At 67.5% G+C, this 25,594-nt stretch carries 26 protein-coding genes; 19 read left to right on the top strand and 7 right to left on the bottom strand.

Going from position 1 to position 25,594, the window contains the following annotated elements:
* Positions 1-23: 23 nt before the first annotated feature.
* From cobA to mqo, 6 genes are read right to left on the bottom strand one after another with little or no spacing between them, the layout of a single operon-like run.
* Positions 24-1,229, bottom strand: a complete 1,206-nt coding sequence (gene cobA / locus SKC41_RS24085) for a uroporphyrinogen-III C-methyltransferase (protein ID WP_442931773.1) — start codon at positions 1,227-1,229, stop codon at positions 24-26.
* Positions 1,230-1,263: 34 nt separating this feature from the next.
* Positions 1,264-2,652 (bottom strand): cobyrinate a,c-diamide synthase, encoded by a 1,389-nt coding sequence (locus SKC41_RS24080; RefSeq protein WP_330980214.1) that lies wholly within the window; start codon positions 2,650-2,652, stop codon positions 1,264-1,266.
* Positions 2,649-3,263 carry a cob(I)yrinic acid a,c-diamide adenosyltransferase gene (gene cobO, locus SKC41_RS24075; protein ID WP_330980213.1) on the bottom strand — a complete coding sequence of 205 codons (615 nt, stop codon included), beginning with the start codon at positions 3,261-3,263 and terminating at the stop codon, positions 2,649-2,651. The genes SKC41_RS24080 and cobO overlap by 4 nt, the downstream gene beginning before the upstream one ends.
* Before the next feature lie 32 nt (positions 3,264-3,295).
* Positions 3,296-5,134 carry a magnesium chelatase subunit D family protein gene (locus tag SKC41_RS24070; RefSeq protein ID WP_330980212.1) on the bottom strand — a complete coding sequence of 613 codons (1,839 nt, stop codon included), beginning with the start codon at positions 5,132-5,134 and terminating at the stop codon, positions 3,296-3,298.
* Positions 5,131-5,601: a GNAT family N-acetyltransferase gene (locus tag SKC41_RS24065; protein WP_330980211.1), complete on the bottom strand. Its 471-nt coding sequence runs from the start codon at positions 5,599-5,601 to the stop codon at positions 5,131-5,133. The genes SKC41_RS24070 and SKC41_RS24065 overlap by 4 nt, the downstream gene beginning before the upstream one ends.
* A 48-nt stretch (positions 5,602-5,649) precedes the next feature.
* Positions 5,650-7,086 (bottom strand): malate dehydrogenase (quinone), encoded by a 1,437-nt coding sequence (gene mqo, locus SKC41_RS24060; RefSeq protein ID WP_442931800.1) that lies wholly within the window; start codon positions 7,084-7,086, stop codon positions 5,650-5,652.
* Positions 7,087-7,295: 209 nt separating this feature from the next.
* Between mqo and SKC41_RS24055 the strand changes: the two genes are divergently transcribed.
* On the top strand, positions 7,296-8,315 hold the full coding sequence (locus SKC41_RS24055; protein WP_330980209.1) for an alpha/beta hydrolase: 1,020 nt from the start codon (positions 7,296-7,298) through the stop codon (positions 8,313-8,315).
* A gap of 4 nt (positions 8,316-8,319) precedes the next feature.
* Positions 8,320-9,699 carry a mycothione reductase gene (gene mtr / locus SKC41_RS24050; RefSeq protein ID WP_330980208.1) on the top strand — a complete coding sequence of 460 codons (1,380 nt, stop codon included), beginning with the start codon at positions 8,320-8,322 and terminating at the stop codon, positions 9,697-9,699.
* Between the two features lie 2 nt (positions 9,700-9,701).
* Here the strand turns inward: mtr and SKC41_RS24045 are convergent, their stop codons facing one another.
* Positions 9,702-10,184: a Fur family transcriptional regulator gene (locus SKC41_RS24045; protein WP_330980207.1), complete on the bottom strand. Its 483-nt coding sequence runs from the start codon at positions 10,182-10,184 to the stop codon at positions 9,702-9,704.
* 114 nt (positions 10,185-10,298) lie between these two features.
* Between SKC41_RS24045 and SKC41_RS24040 the strand changes: the two genes are divergently transcribed.
* From SKC41_RS24040 to SKC41_RS23965, 17 genes are all read left to right on the top strand, one after another.
* On the top strand, positions 10,299-11,429 hold the full coding sequence (locus SKC41_RS24040) for a HoxN/HupN/NixA family nickel/cobalt transporter (RefSeq protein ID WP_330980206.1): 1,131 nt from the start codon (positions 10,299-10,301) through the stop codon (positions 11,427-11,429).
* A 74-nt stretch (positions 11,430-11,503) separates the two neighbouring features.
* Complete coding sequence (locus SKC41_RS24035; protein ID WP_330980205.1) at positions 11,504-11,839, top strand: hydrogenase maturation nickel metallochaperone HypA; 336 nt, start codon at positions 11,504-11,506, stop codon at positions 11,837-11,839.
* Positions 11,840-11,887: 48 nt separating this feature from the next.
* Positions 11,888-12,664, top strand: coding sequence for a hydrogenase nickel incorporation protein HypB (hypB, locus tag SKC41_RS24030; protein ID WP_330980204.1), 777 nt, complete (start codon positions 11,888-11,890; stop codon positions 12,662-12,664).
* 302 nt (positions 12,665-12,966) lie between these two features.
* Positions 12,967-14,022 carry a hydrogenase expression protein HypE gene (locus tag SKC41_RS24025; RefSeq protein WP_330980203.1) on the top strand — a complete coding sequence of 352 codons (1,056 nt, stop codon included), beginning with the start codon at positions 12,967-12,969 and terminating at the stop codon, positions 14,020-14,022.
* 72 nt (positions 14,023-14,094) lie between these two features.
* Positions 14,095-15,894, top strand: coding sequence for a nickel-dependent hydrogenase large subunit (locus SKC41_RS24020; RefSeq protein ID WP_330980202.1), 1,800 nt, complete (start codon positions 14,095-14,097; stop codon positions 15,892-15,894).
* Positions 15,895-16,004: 110 nt separating this feature from the next.
* Positions 16,005-16,931 (top strand): NifU family protein, encoded by a 927-nt coding sequence (locus SKC41_RS24015; RefSeq protein ID WP_330980201.1) that lies wholly within the window; start codon positions 16,005-16,007, stop codon positions 16,929-16,931.
* Positions 16,928-17,563 carry a DUF5947 family protein gene (locus SKC41_RS24010; RefSeq protein ID WP_330980200.1) on the top strand — a complete coding sequence of 212 codons (636 nt, stop codon included), beginning with the start codon at positions 16,928-16,930 and terminating at the stop codon, positions 17,561-17,563. Before SKC41_RS24015 ends, SKC41_RS24010 begins: the two co-directional genes overlap by 4 nt.
* A complete protein-coding gene (locus SKC41_RS24005; protein ID WP_330980199.1) occupies positions 17,560-18,201 on the top strand; it encodes a DUF6084 family protein in 642 nt (213 codons plus the stop codon). Before SKC41_RS24010 ends, SKC41_RS24005 begins: the two co-directional genes overlap by 4 nt.
* Positions 18,198-19,553 (top strand): hypothetical protein, encoded by a 1,356-nt coding sequence (locus SKC41_RS24000; RefSeq protein ID WP_330980198.1) that lies wholly within the window; start codon positions 18,198-18,200, stop codon positions 19,551-19,553. Before SKC41_RS24005 ends, SKC41_RS24000 begins: the two co-directional genes overlap by 4 nt.
* Positions 19,541-19,660 (top strand): DUF6893 family small protein, encoded by a 120-nt coding sequence (locus tag SKC41_RS31890; RefSeq protein WP_090601214.1) that lies wholly within the window; start codon positions 19,541-19,543, stop codon positions 19,658-19,660. The genes SKC41_RS24000 and SKC41_RS31890 overlap by 13 nt, the downstream gene beginning before the upstream one ends.
* 17 nt (positions 19,661-19,677) lie before the next feature.
* Positions 19,678-20,175 (top strand): hydrogenase maturation protease, encoded by a 498-nt coding sequence (locus tag SKC41_RS23995; RefSeq protein ID WP_330980197.1) that lies wholly within the window; start codon positions 19,678-19,680, stop codon positions 20,173-20,175.
* A 1-nt stretch (position 20,176) separates the two neighbouring features.
* The gene (locus SKC41_RS23990) at positions 20,177-20,440 is read left to right on the top strand and encodes a HypC/HybG/HupF family hydrogenase formation chaperone (protein WP_330980196.1); all 264 of its coding nucleotides are present in this window, start codon (positions 20,177-20,179) and stop codon (positions 20,438-20,440) included.
* A 1-nt stretch (position 20,441) separates the two neighbouring features.
* A complete protein-coding gene (gene hypF / locus SKC41_RS23985; protein WP_330980195.1) occupies positions 20,442-22,790 on the top strand; it encodes a carbamoyltransferase HypF in 2,349 nt (782 codons plus the stop codon).
* Positions 22,787-23,527, top strand: coding sequence for a HypC/HybG/HupF family hydrogenase formation chaperone (locus SKC41_RS23980; protein ID WP_330980194.1), 741 nt, complete (start codon positions 22,787-22,789; stop codon positions 23,525-23,527). The genes hypF and SKC41_RS23980 overlap by 4 nt, the downstream gene beginning before the upstream one ends.
* Positions 23,527-24,195, top strand: a complete 669-nt coding sequence (locus tag SKC41_RS23975; RefSeq protein ID WP_330980193.1) for a D-sedoheptulose-7-phosphate isomerase — start codon at positions 23,527-23,529, stop codon at positions 24,193-24,195. Before SKC41_RS23980 ends, SKC41_RS23975 begins: the two co-directional genes overlap by 1 nt.
* Positions 24,192-25,292, top strand: a complete 1,101-nt coding sequence (gene hypE / locus SKC41_RS23970) for a hydrogenase expression/formation protein HypE (RefSeq protein ID WP_330980192.1) — start codon at positions 24,192-24,194, stop codon at positions 25,290-25,292. The genes SKC41_RS23975 and hypE overlap by 4 nt, the downstream gene beginning before the upstream one ends.
* A 20-nt stretch (positions 25,293-25,312) precedes the next feature.
* Complete coding sequence (locus tag SKC41_RS23965) at positions 25,313-25,585, top strand: HypC/HybG/HupF family hydrogenase formation chaperone (RefSeq protein WP_330980191.1); 273 nt, start codon at positions 25,313-25,315, stop codon at positions 25,583-25,585.
* Positions 25,586-25,594 lie beyond the last annotated feature (9 nt).

The following is a 25,594-nucleotide window of genomic DNA, read 5'->3' as shown; positions in this document are numbered from 1 at the left end:
CTTACAGTAATCTTAAGAATCGTTTAAAGCCCGAATGCCGCCACCGGCCCGATCACGATGATCGCGGGAGGTCTGATCCCCTCCGACCGGACCTTTTGCGGCGTGTCGGCCAGGGTGGCCCGCAACGTGTGCTGCGCCGGGGTGGTTCCGTGCTGCACCACCAGGACCGGCGTATCCGCAGGTCGGCCGCCTGCAAGCAGTGCGTCGACGAAGAGTTCGATGCGTTCGACGGCCATCAGTAAAACGATCGTGCCGGACAACGCGGCCAGTGCATTCCAATTCACTAACGATTCGGGATGCCCGGGCGCCAGATGGCCGCTGACCACCACGAACTCGTGATTTATCGCTCGATGAGTGACGGGAACGCCCGCCAGCGCGGGCACCGCTATGGCACTCGTCACACCGGGCACCACGGTGACCGGAATGCCGGCGTCGGCGCACGCGATCACTTCCTCATAACCGCGGGCGAACACGAACGGGTCACCGCCCTTGAGGCGAACCACGAAGCTTCCGGCGCGGGCCCGCTCGATCATGACGTCGTTGATCGCGTCCTGGGCCATGGCCCGCCCGTACGGGATCTTGGCGGCGTCGATGACTTCGACGTGCGGCGCCAGCTCGGCGAGCAATTCGGGCGGGGCCAGGCGATCGGCGACCACGACGTCGGCCTGGGCGAGCAGCCGCCGCCCGCGGACGGTGATCAGCTCGGGGTCGCCGGGACCGCCACCGATCAGCGCCACCCCGCCGCGCACGACGTCGGAGCTCGCGGAACTTTCGGGTGTGATCAGGCCCTGTTGCAGCGCCTCGCGGATGGCCGAGCGGATGGCTGCCGACCGGCGATGCTCGCCACCGGCCAGCACGCCCACCGACAGGCCGGCGTACTCGAACGACGCCGGGGTCACCGCGGTGCCCTCGATGGCGATGTCGGCGCGCACACAGAAGATCTGCCGGCTGTCGGCCTCGGCGACGATGGCCTCGTTGACCGCGGGGTCGTCGGTGGCCGCAATCGCATACCAGGCTCCGTCGAGGTCACCGTCGCGGTATGCGCGCACCGTCAGGGTGATTCCGCTCATCGCCTCGACGGCGGGGGTGGCGGTCCGGCTGATCACGTGCACGTCGGCGCCGCTGGCGATGAGCAGGGGTAGCCGGCGCTGGGCGACCGTGCCTCCGCCGACCACGACGACCTTCTTGCCGGTCAGCCGCAGTCCGACGAGGTAGGGGCTCTCGGTCACGCGGCAAGCCTAATGAAGACGATTGGCGCGGCCGTCACGACGGGCGCGGCGCGGCGCGCGCGACGAAACGCGCCACCGCGTGAGGCACCGCGGCCGGGTGGGTGTGCAGATACGACGCGTGCACCCCGGCGTGCACCACGCCGTCGCGCATCGGCGCCGCGTCCGAGTCCGCGTCGCCGGCACGGTAGACCCAGGCCGGCTGGTAGCTCTCGGTGAAGGTGATCACGGTTCGGTGAAATTCGTGTCCGACCACCCGGGCCCCGGCGGCATACAGCGCCGAATCGGCCACGGCGACCGCGTCGCGATACGCCAGCTTCAGCTGCGGGGTAAACCGCGCCGATCCGCCCAGCACCCCGCACATCGGGTAGCCGTCGAGTTCGGAAGCCAGGTAGATCAGGCCCGCACATTCGGCGTGCACTGGAGCTCCGGCGGCCGCCAAGTCGCGGATCTGTTGTCGCACAACATCATTGGCGGACAAATCGGCGGTGAACTGTTCGGGGAAGCCGCCGGGCAGCAGCACGGCGCCGGTGCCGTCGGGCAGCGTATCGACCAGGGGGTCGAACTCGACCACGTCGGCACCGGCGGCGCTCAACAGCTCGGCGTGTTCGGCGTAGCCGAAGCTGAACGCCTTACCGGCGGCCATTGCGACCGTGGCGCGGCACGGCGCGGTCTCCCCCATCGCCGCCACGGGATCCCACGCTGTGCCGATGTTGCGGCTTGCCGCGTATGCCAGCACCGCGGCCAGGTCGACGTGCCGCGTGATCAGGTCGGTCATCGCCTCGACGGCGAGCCGGGCCCGCCGCCCGTATTCGACCGCGGTGACCAGGCCCAAATACCTTGTCGGCAGCTCCAATTCGGCGGTACGCGGAATGGCACCCAACACCGGGATGCCGGTGTGCTCGCAGGCCTGTCGCAACACCTGCTCGTGCCGGGGTGATCCCACCCGGTTGAGGATCACGCCGGCGATCCGGGTGGCGGTATCGAACGTCGAAAAGCCATGCAGCAGTGCGGCAATGCTGTGGCTCTGGCCACGCGCGTCGACGACCAGGATCACCGGGGCGCCCACCAGCGCGGCGACGTGCGCCGTAGAGCCCGGCGGCGGGGACGCCACTGGATCTTCCCGGGGCCCGATCCGCCCGTCGAACAGCCCCATCACGCCCTCGATCACCGCGATGTCGGCGCCGGCGGCGCCGTGCGCGTAGAGCGGGCCGATCAGCGCTTCGCCCACCATCACCGGGTCGAGGTTGCGTCCGGGCCGGCCCGCGGCCAGGCCGTGGTAGCCGGGGTCGATGAAGTCGGGCCCCACCTTGAACGGCGCGACCGTGTGCCCGGCCCGGCGCAGCGCCCCGATCAAACCCGTTGCGATCGTGGTCTTTCCGCTACCCGACGCGGGTGCGGCGATGACGACCGCGGGGGCGTTCACCACTCGATGCCCTGCTGGCCCTTGCGGCCCGCATCCATTGGATGCTTGACCTTGGTCATCTCGGTGACCAGGTCGGCGACCTCGACCAGTCGCGGCGGGGCGGCGCGTCCGGTGATCACCACATGCTGATGGCCGGGCCTGGCCAGCAATACGTCCACCACCTCGTCGACGTCGACCCAACCCCACTTCAACGGGTAGGTGAACTCGTCGAGCACATAGAAGTCGTGACGCTGCTCGGCCAGCCGGCGCGAGATCTCCGCCCAGCCGTCGGCGGCCGCGGCCGCGTGATCGTCCTCGCTACCGGATTTACGCGTCCAGGACCAGCCGCTGCCCATCTTGTGCCACTGGACCGCTGCACCGATGCCGTGCTCGTCGTGCAACCGGCCCAGCTGCCGAAACACGGCTTCCTCCCCCACTTTCCATTTCGCGCTTTTGACGAACTGAAACACCGCGACGTCGAGGCCGACGTTCCACGCGCGCAACGCCATTCCGAACGCCGCGGTCGACTTGCCCTTGCCGTCGCCGGTGTGCACCGCCAGCACCGGCAGGTTGCGCCGAGCCCGGGTGCTCAGTCCGTCATCCGGGACCTGCAGCGGGGTTCCCTGGGGCATACGGGCACACCTCCTTCGTCGCGGCGTACCGGCTAGGCCGCGCTGCGCACGGCCCGCGTGAGATGGTCGGCGTGCAGTTGCTCCAGCCGGATGGTCGGTGCACCGAGTTGGCGGGCCAGCTGCTGAGCCAACCCCAGTCGCACATAAGATGTTTCGCAGTCCACGACCACCGCCGCGGCACCCTCGGCGACCAGTCGCGACGCTGCGATTCGACTGCGGCCCAAGGGGTCCGGGCCCGCGGTGGCCCTGCCGTCGGTCAGCACCACCACCAGCGGACGGCGCGCCCGATCGCGGGCCCGCTCCCGGACGATCAGCGCACGCGCGGCCAGCAGGCCCTCGGCCAGCGGGGTCCTGCCGCCGGTGTCGAATCGGGCCAGCCGCCGGCCGGCGATGTGGGCCGATGAGGTCGGCGGCAGCAACAGCCGCGCCTCCTGCCGGCGGAAGGTGATCACCGCGACCTTGTCGCGCCGCTGATAGGCGTCGCGCAACAGCGACAGGGTGGCACCGCTGACGGCGGCCATCCGGTCCCGGGCGGCCATCGACCCGGACGCGTCGACGACGAAGATCACCAGGTTGCCTTCGCGCCCCTCGCGGACCGCGCGGCGTATGTCGTCGGGCCGCGGGCGCAGCGGCCCCGCTCCGGCCTGCTCGGCGGCCGACAGCAGGGTGGCGAACAGGTGCAGACCATGGGCGCCCGGGGCGTTGGCCTCGGCGGCGGCCACGACGCTGCCCGACAGGTTGCGGGCCCGCGAGCGGCGGCCGGGCGCCCCGTCACCGACGCCGGGAACCGTCAACGCCCGAGTGCGAAACGTCTTCGACGGCGGGGCGCTGGGTCGTGTCTGGGGCGGCTGCGGTTTCGCGTCTGAAGACGAATCTTGTTGTGCAGCTCCGTCATTGGCGGACTGGCCGCCGCCGGGCGGGTCGGGATCGGGCTCTAGATCATTACGGGCCGCCTGCAGAGCCTCGTCCAGCTGCTCGCGATCGATGCCCGGGTCGTCGAACGGGTCGCGGCGGCGCCGATGCGGCAGCGCCAGTTCGGCGGCCACCCGGATGTCCTGCTCGGCCACGGTTGTCGCGCCCCGCCAGGCGGCGTGCGCGACGGCGGTGCGGGCCACCACCAGGTCGGCGCGCATCCCGTCGACGTCGAACGCCGCGCACAGCGCCGCGATGCGTCGTAATTCGTTGTCCGGCAACACCACATCGTCGACCAACGCGCGGGCCGCGGCGATGCGCTGGGCCAGCTCGGCGTCGTCGGCGGCGTAGCGCGTGGCGAACCCATCCGGGTCGGCCTCATAGGCCATCCGCTGCCGGATCACCTCCGCGCGCACCTCGACGTCGCGCGAGGCGTGCACCTCGACCGTCAGCCCGAACCGGTCGAGCAGCTGCGGGCGCAGTTCGCCTTCCTCTGGATTCATCGTGCCGATCAGCACGAAACGGGCCTCATGCGAATGCGAGATGCCGTCGCGTTCGATGTGCACCCGGCCCATCGCCGCGGCGTCGAGCAGCACGTCGACCAAATGATCGTGCAGCAGGTTGACCTCGTCGACGTACAGCACGCCGCCGTGGGCACGCGCGAGCAACCCGGGCGAGAAAGCATGCTCGCCGTCGCGCAGCACCCGCTGCAGATCCAGCGAACCGATAACCCGGTCTTCGGTTGCGCCGAGCGGCATTTCGACCAGGCCGGACCCGGCGCCATTGTTTGCGGTCGCCGCGGACAACAGCGCGGCAAGCCCGCGCACGGCCGTCGATTTGGCGGTGCCCTTCTCGCCACGGATCAGCGCCCCACCGATTTCCGGGCGCACCGCACACAGCAGGAGCGCCAGCCGCAACTGGTCGTGGCCGACGATCGCGCTGAACGGATACGGCTTCACGGCTTGGCCGTCTGGCCGGAACCGGGCCGCAGCATCGGGACGTGCGGCACGCCGTCGTCGACGAAATCGTCGCCGTCGCGCACAAAACCATGGTGGGCGTACATCTCGGCGAGGTAGGTCTGCGCGTTGATCCGGCACGGGTAGTCGCCGACCTCGGCCAGCGCGGCGCGCAACAGGCGGGTGGTGTGGCCCTGTCCGCGTGCGCTGCGTTTGGTGCACAGCCGGCCGATCCGGAACACCTTCTCGCCCCCGGCGTGCTCCTCCATCAGCCGCAGCGTGCAGATCACGTCGCCGTCCGGGGTTTCCAGCCAGAAGTGCCGGGTCTCGGCGAGCAGGTCGCGTCCGTCCAGCTCCGGATACGGGATAGCCTGCTCGACGACGAACACCTCGACGCGCAGCTTGAGCAGCTCGTAAAGGGTTTGCGCGTCAAGGTCTTTGGCCCAGATGCGGCGTAGCGCTTCACTCATTGGGCGCCGCTCCTCCTCATCACTTTTCACTTCGCTCGCCGGTGCGGTTCATGAGCCGTTCAACTGTAATATCTTGGCACTCCACGCGCGCACCTCGTCGTAGAGCGCCGGTTCGTCGGATAGCCGGGTTCCCAGCGAGGGCACCATCTCCTGGAGCCTGGGCAGCCAGGACTGGTAGCGGTCGGCAAAGCAGCTCGCCAGTACGTCGAGCATGATCGGCACGGCGGTCGAGGCGCCGGGCGAGCCACCGAGCAGACCCGCAATGCTGCCGTCGGCCGAACCCACCACGGTGGTGCCGAACTCGAGCGCCCCGCCTTTGCCCGCGGCCCGCCGGATCACCTGCACGCGCTGGCCGGCCACCGTCAGCTGCCAATCCGAATCCCGCGCGCTGGGGGCGAATTCGCGCAGCACATCCAGCCGGTCGCGTTCGGTGAGCCGCAGTTGGCGGATCAAGTAATTGACCAGCGTCGTCTCAGAGATGCCGACCCCCAGCATCGACACCACGTTGTCCCGCCGGACCGAACGGGGCAAGTCGCTGACGTGGCCTTGCTTCAAGAACTTAGGCGACCAGCCGGCATACGGCCCGAAGACCAGCCACGACTTGCCGTTGACGAACCGCAGGTCCAGATGCAGCGCCCCGAGCGGCGGGGCGCCGGGCGCCGGGACGCCGTAGACCTTGGCCCGGTGCGCGGCGGTCAACGCCGGGTTGTCGGTGCGCAGGAACCGGCCGCCGATCGGGAAGCCGGCGAAGCCCTTGACCTCTGCAATGCCGGACTTCTGTAACAGCGGCAGTGCGTCACCACCGCCGCCGACGAACACGAATTTCGCGTCCAGCTTGCGCTTTTCGCCGGTGCGCCGATTTCCGATCTGCAGCGTCCAACCACCGTCCGGGCGGCGGGTCAGGTTGCGCACCTCGTGGCCGAACAGCGCCGTGGCACCGTTGCGCACGCAATAGCCGATGAGCTGCTTGGTCAGCGCGCCGAAGTCGACGTCGGTGCCGTCGGCGGCCCAGTTGAGCGCAATCGGTTCGGAGAAGTCACGTTCGGCGGCCATGAACGGCAGCCGGCGGGCGAACTCGTCCGGGTCGTCGACCAGTTCCGTCCCGGCGAACAGCGGGTTCGGCGCCAGCGCCTGCTGGCGGCGCCGCAGATAGTCGACGTGCCTCGCGCCGTGCACGAAGCTGACATGAGGGACGGGGTTGACGAAGCGCCGATCGGTGAGGATGCCGTTCTCGACGGCATAGGCCCAGAACTGACGCGTCACCTGGAATTGCTCGTTGATCGACACGGCTTTGGTGATGTCGATCGACCCCTGAGAACCCGGGCGCTCGGGTGTGTAGTTCATCTCGCACAGCCCGGCGTGCCCGGTGCCGGCGTTGTTCCACGGGCTGCTGCTCTCCGCGGCAACCGCATCGAGCCGCTCGACCACGGTGATCGACCAGTCCGGCTCCAGCCGCCGCAGCAATGCGGCCAGGGTGGCGCTCATGATCCCGGCGCCGACCAGCACGACGTCGGTGCGCACCGTTGTGTCTGACACCGAAACGCTGGCCCTTCCTAGTTCTTGTCGAGGTTCTTGTCGAGGTTCTTGTCGAGGTTCTTTTCTGGCCGGTCATCCAGGCTATCCCGGCCGGCGCGGCCACACCGACCCGAACCTGCCGCGACCAGCAAAAAGATTCGCCACGCTAAGCTGACCTGGTGACTGGCTGGGTGCCCGATGTCCTGCCTGGCTATTGGCAGTACACCATCGCATTGGGACCCGATCCCGCCGGCGAGGGCGACATCTTCGCAACCCTGATTCGGCGCGGCCCCGGCGGTGGCAGCGGTCTCGAGCACGCGGTTCTGACGGTGCACGGTTACACCGACTACTTCTTCAACACCGCGCTGGCCGATCACTTCGCCAGCCGCGGTTTCACCTTCTACGCATTGGACCTGCAGAAGTGCGGACGGTCGCGGCGCGACGGCCAGACCCCGCATTTCATCACCGATCTCGCGCACTACGACACCGAACTCGAACACGCCCTGACCGTCATCGGCGAACAGGCCCCCGACGTCCGGGTCCTGATGTACGGCCATTCCGCCGGCGGCCTGATCGTGCCGCTGTGGCTGGACCGGTTGCGGCGCCGAAACGCCAAGGCGCACGCCCGCATCGGCGGCTTGGTGCTCAACAGCCCCTTCCTGGATCTGCACGGCCCGGCGGTGCTGCGCCTGGGAATGACGGCGGCGATGATCGGCGGCCTGTCGCGAGTGCGTTCGAAAGTCGTGTTGCGGGGCACCAGCAAGGGCGGCTACGGCACCACGCTGCACCGCGACTACGACGGCGAGTTCGACTACAACCTGGAGTGGAAACCGTTGGGCGGCTTCCCTATTACCGCGGGATGGCTGAACGCCGTGCGCCGCGGCCAGGCCCGCCTACACCGCGGCCTCGACGTCGGGGTGCCGAACCTGATCCTGCGCTCGGACCACAGCGTGGCCGAATCCGCCGACGCGATGGCGATGCAACGTGGCGACGCGGTCCTCGACGTCACCCAGATCGCCCGGCGGGCGGGCTGCATCGGCAACCGCAGCACCATCGTTCCGGTGACCGACGCCAAACACGACGTGTTCCTGTCCCTGCAGGGTCCGCGCGAGGTCGCCTATCGGCAACTGGATCTGTGGCTGGACGGCTACCTGCACACCACCAACACCGACGCCTCGGCATCATTCGGAAAGGGGTGACGGCGTGCAGACCTACGACGTCGCGATCATCGGAACCGGCTCGGGCAACACCGTTCTCGATGACCGCTTCGCCGACAAGCGCGTTGCGATCTGCGAGCAGGGCACCTTCGGGGGCACCTGCCTCAACGTCGGCTGCATCCCGACCAAGATGTTCGTCTACGCCGCCGAGGTCGCCCAAACCATCCGCGAGGCATCGCGTTACGGCATCGACGCACGCATCGACCGGGTGCGCTGGGACGACATCGTCTCGCGCGTCTTCGGGCGCATCGATCCGATCGGGGTCGGCGGTGAGGACTATCGCGGCTCGGCGCCCAACATCGACGTGTACAAGCAGCACACCCGATTCGGTCCGGTCCGGGCCGACGGGGGCTATCTGCTGCGCACCGAGGCCGGCGACGAGTTCACCGCCGAGCAGGTGGTGATCGCCGCGGGCGCTCGGGCCGTGGTTCCCCCGGCGATCCTCGACTGCGGCGCGCAGTACTACACCAGCGACACGATCATGCGAATCGCCGATTTCCCAGAACATCTGGTGATCGTCGGGGGTGGTTTCGTGTCCGCCGAATTCGCCCATATCTTCTCGTCGCTGGGCTCGCGGGTCACCCTGGTGGTCCGTGGCTCCGCCCTGCTGCGGCACTGCGATGACACCCTGTGTAAACGCTTCACCCGCATCGCGTCGAACAAATGGGAACTGCACACGCACTGCAATGTCGTGAGCGCCGAGAACCGGGGCCCGGGCGTCGCGGTGCACCTCGACAACGGCCACACCATCAACGCCGATGCACTGCTGGTCGCGACCGGCCGGGTTTCCAACGCCGATCAACTCGACCTCGAGCAGGCCGGCATCGCCGTCGAGGACGGCCTTGTCGTCGTCGATGAGCACCAAAGAACCACGGCCCGTGGGGTTTTCGCTCTCGGCGACGTCTCCTCGAAGTATCAACTCAAGCACGTCGCCAACCACGAGGCACGCGTGGTGCAGCACAATCTGCTGTGCGACTGGGACGACACCGCGGCGATGGCGGTCAGCGACCATCGCTTCGTGCCGTCCGCGGTGTTCACCGATCCCCAGATCGCCTACGTCGGACTAACTGAAAACGAGGCCATTGCACAGGGTTTCAAGATCTCGGTGAAGATCCAGAATTACGGCGACGTCGCCTACGGCTGGGCGATGGAGGACACCACCGGGTTCGTCAAGCTGATCGGCGAGTGCGGCACCGGGCGTCTGCTGGGGGCCCACATCATGGGTCATCAGGCCTCGTCGATCATCCAGCCCTTGATCCAGGCGGTGAGCTTCGGGCTGACCGCCCCGGAGATGGCCCGCGGGCAGTACTGGATCCACCCGGCGCTGCCCGAAGTGGTGGAGAACGCGCTGCTGGGCCTGCGCTGACCTCAGCGCCGGGCCGCAGGCTCGCCCTGCTGGCATTGCGGGCACAGGCCCCGCAGCGTCAGCCCGGCCCGTTCCGACAGGGCGAACGCACTACCCTCCATCGCGTGCTCGAGCGCTGAGCTGAGCTGACCCGCGGGCACCTCGATGATCGAGCCGCACTGCGTGCATACCGCGTGGTGATGCGGGGCGGTCGCCAATCCGTAGGTCGTGATCCCGCCGTCGAGGGTGAGCGCGTGCAACACCGCCTGCTCGACCAGCGTGGTCACCGTGCGGTAGATGGTGGCCACATCGGGCGGCTGGGCGCCCGCGGGCAGGCTGGCCCGCACCCGCTGGTGAATCTCGGCGACGCAGAGGTGTCCGTGCACGGGTTCGAGCACCGCCAGTACCTGGATCCGCGAGGTCATCCGCCGCAAGCCGCGGGCACGCAGGAAGTCGCCGATGCGTTCGGTGACCGCGGGATCAAGCGACGACGGGTTGGACGTCACCCGCCCAGTCTGGCGCCGGATATCCCGGATTGCCAGTCCGGGGCGCCGCACAGTCGCCGCTGCCTCCTGCAACTCGCTTGCATCCAGTTCGCGCCCGACCCTAGTGTGGATCGAATGCCGGGTTCGGAGCTCGCCGCGCCGCGCACCAGGTTAGCCAGGCTGTCCGGCTTGCTGACGACGGCGGAGTGGGCGCGCCTGGGGGTCATGCTCGCGGTGATCGTCGCGCTGCATCTCATCGGCTGGTTCACCCTGCTGCTGATCGTTGAGCCGGCGCGACTAAGCGTGGGCGGCAAGGCCTTTGGCATCGGCGTCGGGCTGACGGCCTACGCCCTCGGTCTGCGGCACGCCTTCGACGCCGACCACATCGCCGCCATCGACAACACCACCCGCAAGCTGATGAGCGACGGCCGGCGCCCCCTGGCCGTCGGGTTCTTCTTCTCGCTGGGCCACTCCACCGTGGTGTTCTTCCTGGCGATGCTGCTGGCGATCGGGGCCAAGGCGATCGTCGGGCCGGTCCGGGACGACTCCTCGGCGCTGCATCACTACACCGGACTGATCGGCACCGGCGTCTCGGGCGTGTTCCTCTACCTAATCGCCATCCTCAACCTCATCGTGCTGGTCGAAATCCTGCGGGTGATGCTGCGCTTGCGCCGCGGCGAATACGACCCGCAAACCGATGCCGCCGAACTGGAACGGCACTTGGACAACCGCGGATTTCTCAACCGCTTTCTGGGCGGGTTGACCCACTCGATCACCAAGACCTGGCACATGTATCCGATCGGCCTGCTGTTCGGCCTGGGCTTCGACACCGCCACCGAGGTCGCCCTGCTGGTGCTGGCCGGCACCAGCGCCGCGGCCGGGCTGCCCTGGTACGCGATCCTGTGTTTGCCGGTGTTGTTCGCCGCCGGCATGTGTCTGCTCGACACCGTCGACGGCTCGTTCATGAACTTCGCCTACGGCTGGGCGTTTTCCAACCCGGTGCGCAAGATCTACTACAACATCACCATCACCGGTTTGTCGGTCGTCGTGGCGTGGGTGATCGGCAGCATCGAACTGCTCAACCTGTTCACCGAGCAGCTGCAATGGCGGGGCCCCTTCTGGGACTGGCTCGCCGGCCTCGACCTCAACACCGTCGGCTTCGTCGTCGTCGGCATCTTCGCGGCCACCTGGGCGGTGGCACTGCTCGTCTGGCGCTATGGCCGCATCGAGGACAGGTGGACCACCCCCGCCGACAGCACGCCCTGAATTCACCGGGTGTCCGCGGCCGCACGGGTGTAGAAACGAATTCATGGCCGCGCGCCCGATACCGGTGACCGGCGATGCATGAGCTTTCGCTGTGCGAGGCGATCGCCGGCGTGGTCAAAACACATGCCGACGGTCGGCACGTCGACGTGGTCCGCGTCCGGATCGGCGCGCTGCGCCAGGTGGTCCCCGATTCGTTGTCGTTCTGCTGGACCCTGGTCAGGGAATCGGAGAACATGCCGGACGCCGAGCTGGAACTCGAATGCGTCGGCGCGCAGGTGCGCTGCCGCGCGTGCGGCCGTCAGTCGGAGATCACCTCGGCCTGGTCGATTTGGTGTCCACACTGCGACAGCTCCGACGTCGAGGTCGTGTGCGGCAACGAGTTCCTGGTGACGTCGCTGGACGTCTCGTGAGAAGGGGTCCGTGGCAGCGTCGGATGCCACATCGAAAGGTGTTGAGCGATGGGTAGATTTCATCGGCACGACGACGGCACCGGGCACACGCACGGACACGATCACGTTCGGCATGAGCACGACCACGGCGATCACCGTCACTACGAGACCGGCAAGCAACGCATCGACGTGCTGGAGGCGATCTTCGCCGAGAACGATGTTCGCGCCGGCGCCAACCGGGCGGCCTTCGAGAGCAACGGCATCCGCGCGCTCAACCTGATGAGCTCGCCGGGCTCGGGAAAAACGACCGTCCTTGCGGCAACACTCGACGAGCTCGCCGGCCAGTTGGCGATCGGGGTGATCGAGGGCGACATCGCCACCGACCTCGACGCGGCCAAGCTCAGCGGTCGCGGCGCCCAGGTGTCACTGCTGAACACCAGTAACGGCTTTGGCGGTGAATGCCACCTCGACGCACCCATGGTCAATCGCGCGCTGCCCGGCCTCGACCTCCCCGGACTGGACCTGGTGATCATCGAGAACGTCGGCAACCTGGTCTGCCCGGCGGAGTTCGACGTCGGCGAGCACGCCAAGGCCATGGTCTACTCCGTCACCGAGGGCGAGGACAAGCCACTGAAGTATCCAGTGATGTTCAGGTCGGTGGATGTGGTGTTGCTCAACAAGATTGACCTGATCCCCCACCTGGACGTGGAGGTGGACCGCTACATTGCGCACGTCCGCGAGGTCAATGCGACCGCGACCATTCTGCCGGTGAGCGCGCGCACCGGCGCCGGCATGGGCGCCTGGTTCGGTTGGCTGAGACGGTTCGCCGACGGCGTCGTGGACTGACCGGTGAACGTCTTGCAAACCATTCGCAGGACAATGCCATTCCCGATGCCTACTCAACCTCGTAGTATTTAGCTAAGCTCACCGGTTCGAGACGTTGGCGGCCGGTTGCCGAAATTGGCTGCCGCACAGCGCAAATCAACCACTCCGCGTCGTCTCTAACACACGTGTTCAGCTGCCCGAAAAAGAGGAACCGTTGACAACCCCAGAGGGCGGGAGTAGACCCAAAAACAGCGCTGCGCAAGTGGGCCGACGGTCGACTCCGGCGGCGCAGGGGCCTCAGCCCGGCCCCGGAAAGCTGCAGCATGCCAACGGAAGCAGCAGTCAAAGCAGAAGAGACGCTGATCCATGTTCTATGGATCAACGCGGGCCTCAGTTGTGACGGTGATTCGGTGGCGTTGACTGCCGCTACCCAACCCAGCGTCGAGGAGATCGCTCTCGGAGCTCTGCCCGGTCTCCCCAAAGTCGCCGTGCACTGGCCCCTGATCGATTTCGAATGCGGACCCAACGGGGGCGCGGACGACTTCCTCGAGTGGTTCTTCAAGGCCGACCGCGGTGAATTAGAACCTTTCGTGCTTGTCGTCGAGGGATCCATTCCCAACGAGAAGATCAAGGACGAGGGCTACTGGTGTGGGTTCGGCAACGACCCCGCCACCGGCCAGCCGATGACCACCAGCGAGTGGCTCGACCGGCTGGCGCCCAAGGCCACCGCGATCGTCGCGGTCGGGACCTGCGCCACCTACGGCGGCATCCACGCGATGGCCGGCAATCCGACCGGAGCGATGGGCGTACCCGACTACCTCGGCTGGGGATGGAAAAGCAAGGCCGGCATCCCGATCGTGTGCGTGCCCGGCTGCCCGATCCATCCGGACAACCTGTCCGAGACCCTGACCTACCTGCTGTACATGGCCACCGATCAGGCGCCGATGATCCCGCTCGACGACGCGCTGCGCCCCAAGTGGTTATTCGGCAACACGGTGCACGAGGGGTGTGACCGGGCCGGCTACTACGAGCAGGGCGATTTCGCGACGGAGTACGGATCACCGAAATGCATTGTCAAACTTGGCTGTTGGGGCCCGGTGGTGAAATGCAATGTGCCCAAGCGCGGATGGATCAACGGAATCGGTGGTTGCCCGAACGTCGGTGGAATCTGCATCGGGTGCACGATGCCGGGGTTCCCCGACAAGTTCATGCCGTTCATGGACGAACCGCCGGGCGGCAAGCTCTCCAGCACTGCGTCAGGGTTATACGGGTCCGTGATTCGTAGTTTGAGGGGTATCACGGCCCGAACCGTCGACAAGGAACCGCGCTGGCGCCACAAGGGCACCGAGCTCGTCAGTGGGGCACGCCGCACCTGGTAGGTCGCGGCGCGCTCGTCTTGTTTTTCAGCGATCGTCACGCCACAAGCCCTTGGGGCAGAGAGCAGTAATGCGATGACAACCATCATTCCCAAGCCGACAGAGGAAAAGAAGGAACCGGGTCAGCTCGTCGAGATGGCGTGGGACCCGATCACCAGGATCGTCGGCAGCCTTGGCATTTACACCAAAATCGATTTCGAGAACAAGGAAGTCGTCGAGTGCCACAGCACATCGTCGATCTTCCGCGGCTACTCGATTTTCATGAAGGGCAAGGATCCGCGCGACGCCCATTTCATCACCAGCCGGATCTGCGGCATCTGCGGCGACAACCACGCCACCTGCTCCTGTTACGCGCAGAACATGGCCTACGGCGTCAAGCCACCACACCTCGGCGAGTGGATCGTCAACCTGGGTGAGGCCGCGGAATACATGTTCGACCACAACATCTTCCAGGAGAATCTGGTCGGCGTTGACTTCTGCGAGAAGATGGTCGCGGAGACCAATCCGAGCGTGCTTTCCCTGGCCGAGAAAACGCAAGCACCGCACGCGGATGCACACGGCTACCGCACGATCGCCGACATCATGCGCTCGCTCAATCCGTTCAGCGGCGAGTTCTACCGTGAGGCGCTGGCGGTGAGCCGGTGGACGCGAGAGATGTTCTGCCTCATGGAAGGTCGCCACGTGCACCCGTCCACGCTGTACCCGGGCGGGGTCGGCACGGTCGCGACGATTCAGCTGATGACGGACTACATGACGCGGCTGATGCGCTATGTCGAGTTCATGAAGAAGGTCGTGCCGATGCACGACGACCTGTTCGACTTCTTCTACGACGCGCTGCCCGGCTACGAGAAGGTCGGGCTGCGCCGGACCCTGCTCGGATGCTGGGGCTCCTTCCAGGACCCCGAGGTGTGCAACTTCGATTACAAGGACATGGAGCGCTGGGGCAACGCGATGTTCGTGACTCCGGGTGTGGTGGTCGACGGCAAGCTGGTCACCCACTCGCTGGTCGACATCAACCTCGGCATCCGGATCCTGTTGGGCAGCTCGTATTACGACGACTGGACCGACCAGGAGATGTTCGTCAAGACCGATCCGCTGGGCAACCCGGTGGACCGGCGTCACCCGTGGAACCAGCACACCAACCCGCATCCGCAGAAGCGTGACATGGAGGGCGGCAAGTACAGCTGGGTGATGTCGCCGCGCTGGTTCGACGGCAAGGACCACCTGGCGCTGGACACCGGCGGCGGCCCGCTGGCCCGGCTGTGGTCGACGGCGCTGGCCGGCCTGGTCGACATCGGCTACGTCAAGGCGACCGGCAACAGCGTCAAGATCAACCTGCCCAAGACCGCGCTCAAGGGCCCGGTCGAGTTCGAGTGGAAGATCCCGCAGCACGGCAGCAACACGATCGAACGCGACCGGGCGCGCACCTACTTCCAGGCCTACGCGGCGGCATGCGCGCTGCACTTCGCCGAGAAGGCGCTGGCCGAGATCCGCGCCGGACGCACCAAGACGTGGGAGCGCTTCGAGGTGCCCGACGAGGGCATCGGCTGCGGCTTCACCGAGGCGGTGCGCGGTGTGCTGAGCCACCACCTGGTGATCCGGGACGGCAAGATCGCGAATTACCACCCGTACCCGCCGACCCCGTGGAATGCCAACCCGCGCGACAGCTTTGGCACGCCGGGCCCCTACGAGGACGCGGTCCAGGGTCAGCCGATTTTCGAGGAGAACAATCGGGAGAACTTCAAGGGCATCGACGTCATGCGCACCGTGCGCAGCTTCGACCCCTGCCTGCCGTGCGGTGTGCACATGTATCTGGGAAAGGGCAAGACCCTGGAGAGAGTGCACACACCAACGCAATCACCCGCCGGGGAGTGACGATCGCAAGCGCGGCGAAGCCGGGCGAAGCGGGTCGTCACCATATGGGAGTGACGATCGCAAGCGCGGCGAAGCCGGGCGAAGCGGGTCGTCACGATATGGGAGGACACATGGCGGATCGCCCGGAGCAACCCCGAGAAGCCTCCGAAAGCGAAGTGCAATGGCGTACTGCGGGCGATCGGATCCAGATACTCCTGGATTCCTGCGCGGCAGGTGGCACGGCAGCGTATGAGCGCGCACAGCAGCTGGTCCGTGAGGTAGTCGGGCTCTACGGAGCCGGGCTCGAGCGGATCATGCAATTGGGTGATCCCGACCTGACCGAGCGGCTGGCCACCGACGACCTGGTGGCCAGCCTGCTCCTTGTGCACGGCTTGCACCCACACGATCTGCATCGCCGGGTCTCCGACGCGCTGGACCGGGTGCGCCCGTATCTGGGTTCACACGGCGGCGACGTCGATCTGCTGGAGATCGTCCCCGTCGCAGCGACGGGAGAAAGCACCGTGCGGCTGGCTTTCACCGGCAGCTGCAAGAGCTGCCCGTCGTCGGCGGTGACGCTGGAGCTCGCCGTCGAGGACGCCGTTCGCGCTGCGGCGCCGGAGATTTCGGCGATCGAGGTGGTGACCGCCCAGCCCTCGGCCGAACCGTCCGTGATTCCCGCGGAAGCACTTCTAGCGCATGTGCGTTCGAACGGTTCGACGGTGCATTCGAACGGCTCCAGCTGGCACGCGGTGCCCGAACTGGCCGAGTTGGCGCCCGGCGAGGTTGCCGGATTCCGGATTTCGGACGCCACGATCGTGGTGTGCCGGGTGGGCGACCTGCCGCTGGCCTACGTCGACCATTGCCCGGTCTGCGACGACACATTGGCGGGAGCCCAACTGCAAGAGACGCTGCTGGGTTGCCCGCGCTGCGGCACGCAATTCGACATCGTGCACGCGGGCGCCGGCCCCGACGGCACTCACCTCGACCCGCTGCCCCTGCTGCTGCGTGACGGGGTGCCGTCGGTAGCACTGGCCGAACCGATGGGGGCCGGCGCATGACAACTCCGTATGACGTGCTGGCCCGTATCAAGAGCGGCCGCGCGACTCCCGAGCAGACCGGCGAGCGCTGCGAAATGTGCTCGGAGAGCATCGCCGACGAACATCAGCACGTCGTGAATGTCGGAGGCCGGCAATTGATGTGCGTGTGCCGCGCCTGCTATCTGCTGTTCACCGACGCGCACGCCGATTTGCGCTACCGCGCGGTGCCGGACAGGTACCTCGCATTCCCGAATTTCGCGTTGGACCGGCGCGGCTGGGACGCACTTCAGATTCCGGTCGGCGTGGCCTTCTTCTTCACCAACTCCGAGCTGTCGCGCACGGTGGCGTTCTATCCCGGCCCCGCCGGGGCCTGCGAGTCCGAGCTGGACCTCGACGCCTGGAACGCCATCCGCGCGGCCGATCCGCGGGTGGGCCTGCTCACCCCCGACGTGGAGGCACTGCTGGTCCGGGTGCCGGAGAGCAGCGAATCCGCGCGGCCGCAAAGCTATCTCGTCCCGATCGACGCCTGCTACGAATTCGTCGGCCGCCTGCGCATGATGTGGCGCGGCTTCGACGGCGGCCAGGAGGCACGGCGGTTCATCGAGGAGTTCTTCGCCGCGATCGCGGCCCGTGCGGTGGAGACGCCGCCATGAGCGCCGAGGTGACCTACAACATTCTCGACGTCGCGCCCGAACCGTACGCGGTCAGCCCGGTGCTGACCGCCCGCGTCGGCGTCGTGGCCGACGGGGACGACCCGGTGCACGCCATCGCGCTGCGCTGTCAGGTGCGCATCGAGCCGCCGCGCCGGTCGTACTCCGATGAGGAGGCGGCCGGGCTGATCGACTTGTTCGGGCCACGCGAGCGCTGGGCGAGCACCCAACACGGCTTCCTCTGGCAGCACTGCACCGCGATGGTGCCCGGATTCGCCGGACACACCACGGTGCAGCTTGCGCTGGATTGCACCTACGACTTCGAGGTCACGGCTTCTAAGTATCTGCACGCGCTGCGCGACGGCGCGGTGCCGCTGCAATTCCTGTTCAGCGGAACCATATTCGTCAAATCCGAGCGCGGCTTCTCGGTGCAGCAGGTGCCGTGGGACCGCGAGCACCGTTACGACATGCCGGTGCAGGCGTGGCGGGCGCTGATCGCGCAGCACTATCCCAACACCGGCTGGGTCCGGTTGAATCACGAGACGATCGCCGCACTGGCCAATTACAAGTCGGTACAGGGCATGCTCGACCTCGACCAGGCGGTCACCTCGCTATTGGATTCGGAACGGACGACGGCATGACGACGTCGAGCCGGGACCGGGCCCGCGCCGTCGCCGACGCGGTGCTCTACGAGGGTTATCTGCTCTATCCGTACCGCGGCACGTCGAGCAAGAACCAATCACGTTGGCAGTTCGGTGTTCTGGGACCGCCCGGCGCGGCGCAGGCAGGCCTGGGCGAAGACGACGGGTTGGCGGCGCAGTTCCTGGTCGAGGGAACCGGGACGCTCACGCTGGTGGTCCGGTTCCTGCAGTTGCAGCACCGGCGGGCCGAACGCGCGGCCGCGGACGATCTATACGAACCGGTTGCCAAGCTCACCACGCCGGCCGGCTCCTGGCTGACCTGGGACGAAGCCGTGGAGTGCGAGAGGTCCTTCGGCCCTATTGCGTTCGACGACCCACCGTGGACACTGCCGATTGTGGCAGAAGCGGCGACCGACATCGAACGCCTCGAAGGCGGCCGCCTGGTCCGTGAACGCAAGCAGATCCGCGGCGAGCTGTCCGTCTCCAGCGATCCCGACGGCGCGATGCGCCGAATCTCGGTGCGGCTGAACAATATCGGTGACGCCGCAGCGGACAAGGATGACGCGATCGCGCGGTCCATGATCGGCAGCCACCTGATCGCCGAAGTCATTGGTGGCCGATTCGTCTCGATGCTCGAGCCACCGCCGGCGGCGGCCGAGGCAGTGTCGCGGTGCACCCAGCACCGCTGCTTCCCCGTGCTGGCCGGTCCGCCCGGCAGCCAAGACATGCTGCTGATCTCACCCATCATTCTCTACGACCACCCCGAGGTCGCCGAGCAGAGCAACACCGCGCTGTATGACTGCACCGAGATCGACGAGATCCTGACGCTGCGCGTGATGACGATGACCGACGACGAGAAAGCGCAGGCCCGGGCCACGGATCCGCGGGCCGCACGGATCATCGAGGCGTGCGACACGATGTCGCCCGACGCGATGACGCGCCTGCACGGCGTGCTGCGCGATCCGCACCGGCTCGACATTCCCGCGGGCCTGGTCCCGGAGATTCCCGACGGCGTCGACTGGTGGGATCCATTGGCGGACACTGCTGTTCGGCCCGAGATCGACGCGGTGCTGGTGAACGGTACCCCGGTCGCGCGGGGCAGCCGGGTCCGGTTGCGGCCGCTGCGCAACGCCGACGCCCAGGACATCTTCGTCGCCGGCAAGACCGCCCGTGTCACGTCGGTGCACGAGGACGTCGAGGGCAACAAGCATGTCGGTGTCGTGGTCGAGGACGACCCGGCCGCCGAACTGCATGACTGGTACGGCCGTTACCTGTACTTCTCCCCCGACGAAATCGAGCCTCTGGAGACGGAAAGCAACACCCATGAAAGGAGTTCGACATGGAAGTCCTAGGTTGGATCTTCATCGCCGTCATCGCCCTGGTGGTCGGGATCGCGGTGGTGCTGGGAGTGGTGTCGCTGCCCGACGCCCGCCGCTACCTGAAATTGAGGCGGATGTAGCCGCGTCGGAGACGGCAATGACCACGCGCATCCTGGTGGCCGGGATCGGCAACATCTTCCTGAGCGATGACGGATTCGGCTCCGAAGTCATCCGCAGCGCCGCGCTGCCACACGGCAATCCGAGTGTCCGCGTGACCGACTACGGCATCGCGGGCATGCACCTCGCGTATGACCTGCTCGAGGACTGGGACACGCTGGTCCTCGTCGACGCGGTACCCAGCCGCGGCAACCCGGGCACCCTGCACGTGTTCCAGGCCGATCATGACTCCGGTTGTGCCACCGTCGGTTTCGATGGCCACAGCATGGACCCGGCCGCGGTGTTCGCCAGCCTGCGGGCGCTCGGCGGCAATCCGCCCTACACGGTTGTGGTCGGGTGTGAGGCCGGCTGCGTCGAGGAAGGCATCGGTCTCACCGAACCGGTCGCCAAAGCCGTGCCGCGGGCCGTGCACGCGATCGAGGAGATCGTCGCCGCGCTGCAGACTCCGACGGCCTGCGCAGTGCGCGAGGAGTGCTGAGATGTGTTTGGGGATACCCGGTCAGGTGATCAGGATGCTGGACGGTTACGAGGGCCAGCTGGCACTGGTCGACGTCACCGGCGCGCACCGTAAGGTCAACGTCGGCATGCTGCCGGAAGAGACATTCGAGCGCGGTGATTGGGTGATCATCCACATGGGCTTCGTGGTCGAGAAGACCGATCGCGCGGGCGCCGAGCAGGCGATGGCCGGTCTCGAACTGATGGGCCGGGGCGGCATCGATCCCACCCTCCCGGCGGACGGTTGAGATGACCGGGCTCTCCTCGTCGGGGCCGCTGCTGCTTCGGTCCGACTTCTCCTACCCGCAGGTGCGACAGCGCATCATTGTGACCGGTGTCGTTCAGGGGGTTGGCTTTCGACCGTTCGTGCACCGGATCGCCGGCGAGCTCGGCCTGGCCGGGTTCGTCGGTAATGACTCCGGCGCGGTCTTTCTCGAGGTGCAGGGCGAGCCGGCACGCGTGGCGGAGTTCGGTCGCCGGTTACGTGCGCAGGCTCCGCCGCTGGCCCGCATCGCCTCTGTCAGCGTGGTGGACCTGACCGCGGATACCCGTTGTCGACACGAGTTCCGGATCGTGGCGAGCCAGACGATCGCCGGCGCCACCACACCGATTCCGCCCGACATCGCGGTGTGCGACGACTGTGTCGCCGAGCTGTTCGACCCGCACAATCGGCGCTACCGCCATCCGTTCGTCACGTGCACCAACTGCGGACCGCGGTTCACCATCATCCGCGAATTGCCTTATGACCGCCCGGCCACCACGATGTCGGCGTTCGGCATGTGCGCGCGATGTGCGGCCGAATACCACGATCCCGGCAATCGCCGGTTCCACGCCCAGCCGATCGCCTGCCCCGAATGCGGTCCCTCACTGTGGTTCTGCTCGCAGGACGGGCGGGTCGCGGGATCGGATGCGGCTCTGGCGGCCGCGCAACGAATGCTGACGGCGGGCGCGGTGGTCGCGATCAAGGGCATCGGCGGCTACCACCTGGCGTGTGCCGTCGACGACGAAACGGCCGTCGGGGCATTGCGGTCGCGAAAAGCGCGTGGCGCCAAGCCTTTTGCCATGCTGGTGCGCGACTTGGACGTGGCGCGCCGCTACGCCGAGATCGACGACGCAGAGGCCGCGGTGTTGTCGAGTCCCGCGCGCCCGATCGTGTTGTTGCGGCGCCGCCCCAGCGCCCCGGTCGCCGCGGCGGTTGCCCCCGGCAGCCCGCTGCTGGGGTTGATGCTGCCGTACTCCCCCGTGCACCACCTGCTGCTGACACCCGCTCCCGATGCGCTGGTGTTCACCAGCGCCAACCGAACCGAGGAACCGATCTGCTTCACCGACGACGATGTCGCGTCCAGGCTTCCGGGACTGTGCGACGCGATCCTCGATCACGATCGGCCCATTCACGTGCCGTGCGACGACTCGGTGGTGCGCGTGGTCGCAGACCAGCAAGGGGCCCGGGAGCTTCCGATCCGCCGCTCGCGCGGTTATGCCCCACTGCCGGTCGATCTGGGGCGCAGCGGCCCGGCGGTGCTCGCGGTGGGCGGCGAGCTGAAGAACACCTTCTGCCTCACCGACGGTTCGCGCGCATACCTGTCCGGTCACATCGGCGACATGGCCAGCTGGGAGACGCTGCGGGCGTTCGAGCGTGCGGTGCGCCAACTCAGCGAAATCCGTGGTGAGCCGGCCAGATTGGCCGCCGACCTGCACCCGGGGTATCACACCCGCAGCTGGGCCGAGCGTCGCGCCGGTGATCGACCGCTGGATCTCGTCCAGCACCATCACGCGCATGTGGTGTCGCTGTTGGCCGAACACGGCCGCATCGGTGCACCCGTGGTCGGCGTCTCCTTCGACGGCACCGGCTACGGCTGTGACGACACGATCTGGGGCGGGGAGATCCTCGTCCTCGGCCACGACAGCCACCGCTTCGTGCGGGCCGGGCATCTGCTGCCGGTGCCACTGCCGGGCGGCGACGCCGCCGTTCGCAACCCGTGGCGGATGGCGCTGTCCCAGTTGTGGATGGCCGGCGTCGACTGGACCCCGCAGCTGGCGCCGGTTGCCGCGGCTTCGGTCGAGGAATTGCGGCTCACCCGTTCGCAATTGGAGAGCGGCACCGGATGTGTGCCGTGTTCCAGCATGGGCCGGTTGTTCGACGCGATCGCCTCGCTATTGGGGGTGCGGCACCGCATCGACTACGAAGGCCAGGCCGCCATCGAACTCGAGGCGCTGGCCGAGCGCGCCGCCGGCCCGGGTCCGTCGCTGCCGCTGACCGTGCGGCCCGACGGGGTGATCGACCCGGCCACCTGCGTGCAAACCACGGTGTCGGCGCTCTACGCGGGCACGCCACCGGAGCTGCTGGCGGCCGCGTTCCACCGGGCGGTCGCGATCGCGGTCGCAAAGGTGGTTACGCAGGTGGCCGGCCCGATCCGGCTGGTCGGCCTGACCGGCGGCGTCTTCCAGAACGTGCTGCTCTTGCGCGCCTGTCGCGAGCTGCTGCAGCGCAACGGTTTTGAGGTGCTGACCCATCACACCGTTCCGCCCAACGACGGCGGGCTGGCGTTGGGCCAGGCGGCGATCTCGACGCTCACCGCACTCGAGGAGATGTCATGACGACGTTCACGGCGATCGACCGCGGGCTCGGCGCCGAACTGGCCTCGGATCTAGCCACCGACTTGGCCGCCACGGCCTTCACGTTGGCCAAGCGGTTCGCCGCCGGCGCCACCATGTGGTCCATCGCCCCGTCCTGGGAGCCGCATGCGCTGCACATCGCGGTCGAATTCGTCCATCCGGTGGTCGTGGGGAAACGAGCATTGCCCGCTGTCGCACTCACCGGACCCGATTTGGTTGATCTGGTTCGGGTTTCGGTGCGCCCCGGCGACATCGTGATCGCGGTGTCCGGCGCGGACGACACCGACGTGCGCTCGGTGATGCGACGAAGCCCCGCATGGGGTGCCACCACGATTTGGATCGGCAGCGGCGACCGACCAGAGGCAGGGATGGCCGATCACGTGCTGTGGCTGGACGACCCGGATCCGCGCGTGCCCGCAACCGGTGGCTTCGTGTTGTTCTATCACCTGCTGTGGGAGCTCACGCACGTCTGCTTCGAGCACTCCGGGCTGCTCAAACCCGGCTCGTCGCAGTGCGACACAACGGACGCAGTTTGCGTGACGTGCAGCGACGAGGGCCGCCTGGGCGAGGTGACGGCCGACACCGCCGGCGAGACCGCCACCGTGCGCACCGCACGCGGCATGGAGAACGTCGTGACCACGCTCGTCGGCCCCGTTGCCACAGGTGATTTGGTGCTCGTGCACGCCGGCACCGCGATCAGCCGAATCGAGGATGCTTGATGAGCCACGACGAACCCACCAACTTTCTCTATCCGTTCATCGACGCCGAGGAGGACGACCCCACCTCGCTACTCGCCGATCTGGCCGCCTCGGCGCGGGCGAAAGCGGCCGAAAGCCTGGCATTGCGGCGCGCCACGCTGGACGCCAACGCCGACCTGCTGGACGCGGCCGCCACCGAGACGGCGCGCCGCTTCGCCGCGGGCGGGCGGATGTTCACCTTCGGAAACGGCGGCAGCTGCACGGATTCCACTACCCTTGCCACCTTGTTCGCCCGGCCGCCGATCGGCACGTCGCTGCCGGCCTGGTCGTTGACCGCCGACCAGGCAATCGTGACCGCGCTGGGCAACGATGTCGGGTTCGAGCTGGTATTCGCCCGGCAGTTGATCGCCCGCGCGAAGGCCGGTGACATCGCCATCGCGATGTCGACGAGCGGCAACTCGCCGAATCTACTCACCGCGCTCGCCGAGGCGCACCAACGCGGTCTGTACACCATCGGCTTCGCCGGTTACGACGGCGGCGCCTTCGCGAACAATCCAAATGTGGACATTTGCTTCGTCGTTCGATCGCAAAGTGTGCACCGGATCCAGGAATCCCAAGCGCTGCTCGGCTATCAGCTGTGGCTGGCGGTTCACGAACGATCCGGCGACCGAGGTTTGGGGGCCGCGTGAACAACTATCTTTCGTCGGGACCGCGCTTCGCCGAGGGCGAGGTCATCGAGCGGATCGAGTCGTTCCGGCGGCGCCGCCCCCGGTTGCTCGACGACCATGTGACGCTGGCGCATGGCGCCGGCGGCAAAGCGTCGGCGGCACTGATGGACGCGGTGTTCATGGAGGCGTTTCGCAACCCGGCGCTGGAGTCACTCGGCGACGGCGCGGTGCTCACGTTGCCCAGCGGCGAGCGACTGGCGATGTCCACCGACTCGTTTGTGGTGCAGCCCAGGCGTTTTCCGGGTGGTTCGGTCGGTGAACTCGCCGTCTATGGCACCTGCAACGACCTGGCGATGACCGGGGCCGTACCGGCCTGGATATCGGCGGCGTTCGTGCTCGAGGAGGGCTTCGCGATCGCCGAGTTGAAAGAGATCGTCGCCGATATGGCCGCGGCCGCCGCGACGGCGGGTGTGCAGATCGTCACCGGCGACACCAAGGTGGTGCCCAGGGGCGCCGCCGACGGGCTGTTCATCACCACGGCGGGCGCCGGTGTCATCCCGGCCGGGCGCACACTGTCCGCGGATTCGGTGCGCGTCGGCGACAAACTGTTGCTGTCCGGGTCGATGGGCGATCACGGCATGGCCGTCATGCTGGCCCGCGGCGACCTGGCGATCGAGGCCGACATCGCTTCCGACACGGCCTGCGTCAGCCCGCTGGTCGAATTGCTGATGGCCGCGGCGCCATCCACCCGCTGGCTGCGCGATGCGACCCGCGGCGGCGTCGGCACGGTGTGCAACGAGCTGGCCCAGGCCTGCGGTCTCGGGGTGGTGCTCGACGAGGAGCGACTTCCGGTGCAGGCACAGGTGAATGGGGCGTGCGAATTGCTCGGCATCGATCCGCTCTATGTCGCCAACGAGGGCAAGTTCGTCGCCGTCGTCGCACCGGAGGAAGCCGAGTCCGGACTGGCCGCACTGCGGTCGCATCCGCTGGGCGCGCAGGCGGCCGAGGTCGGGGAAATCGTCACCGAACCCGCGGAAAGCGTGGTACTGCGCACCGGATTCGGCGGTACCCGGATCGTCGACATGCTCGTCGGGGATCCGCTACCAAGAATCTGCTGACGAAAAGGAGATGCGCTGACATGTGCCTTGGAATTCCGGGCCGGATCGTTGAAATCACCGACCCTGCAAACTATTTGGCGAAGGTCGACGTCAGCGGCGTGCAGCGCACGATCAGCGTGCGCCTGCTGGAAGACGACATGCCCGAGCCCGACGAGTGGGTGCTGGTCCACGTCGGGTTCGCGATGGCCAAGATCGACGAGACCGAGGCGCTGCTCACCTTGGCCGCGATCAAAAGACTCGGCGAGGCCTACACCGCCGAAATGGAAGCCTTCGACTCGTCGGCCATCGTCTAAAGGGGGACG

This window comes from Mycobacterium sp. 050128 (genome assembly GCF_036409155.1).
Taxonomy (GTDB): Bacteria; Actinomycetota; Actinomycetes; order Mycobacteriales; family Mycobacteriaceae; genus Mycobacterium.
This window is presented reverse-complemented; position numbering and strand designations above follow the sequence as displayed.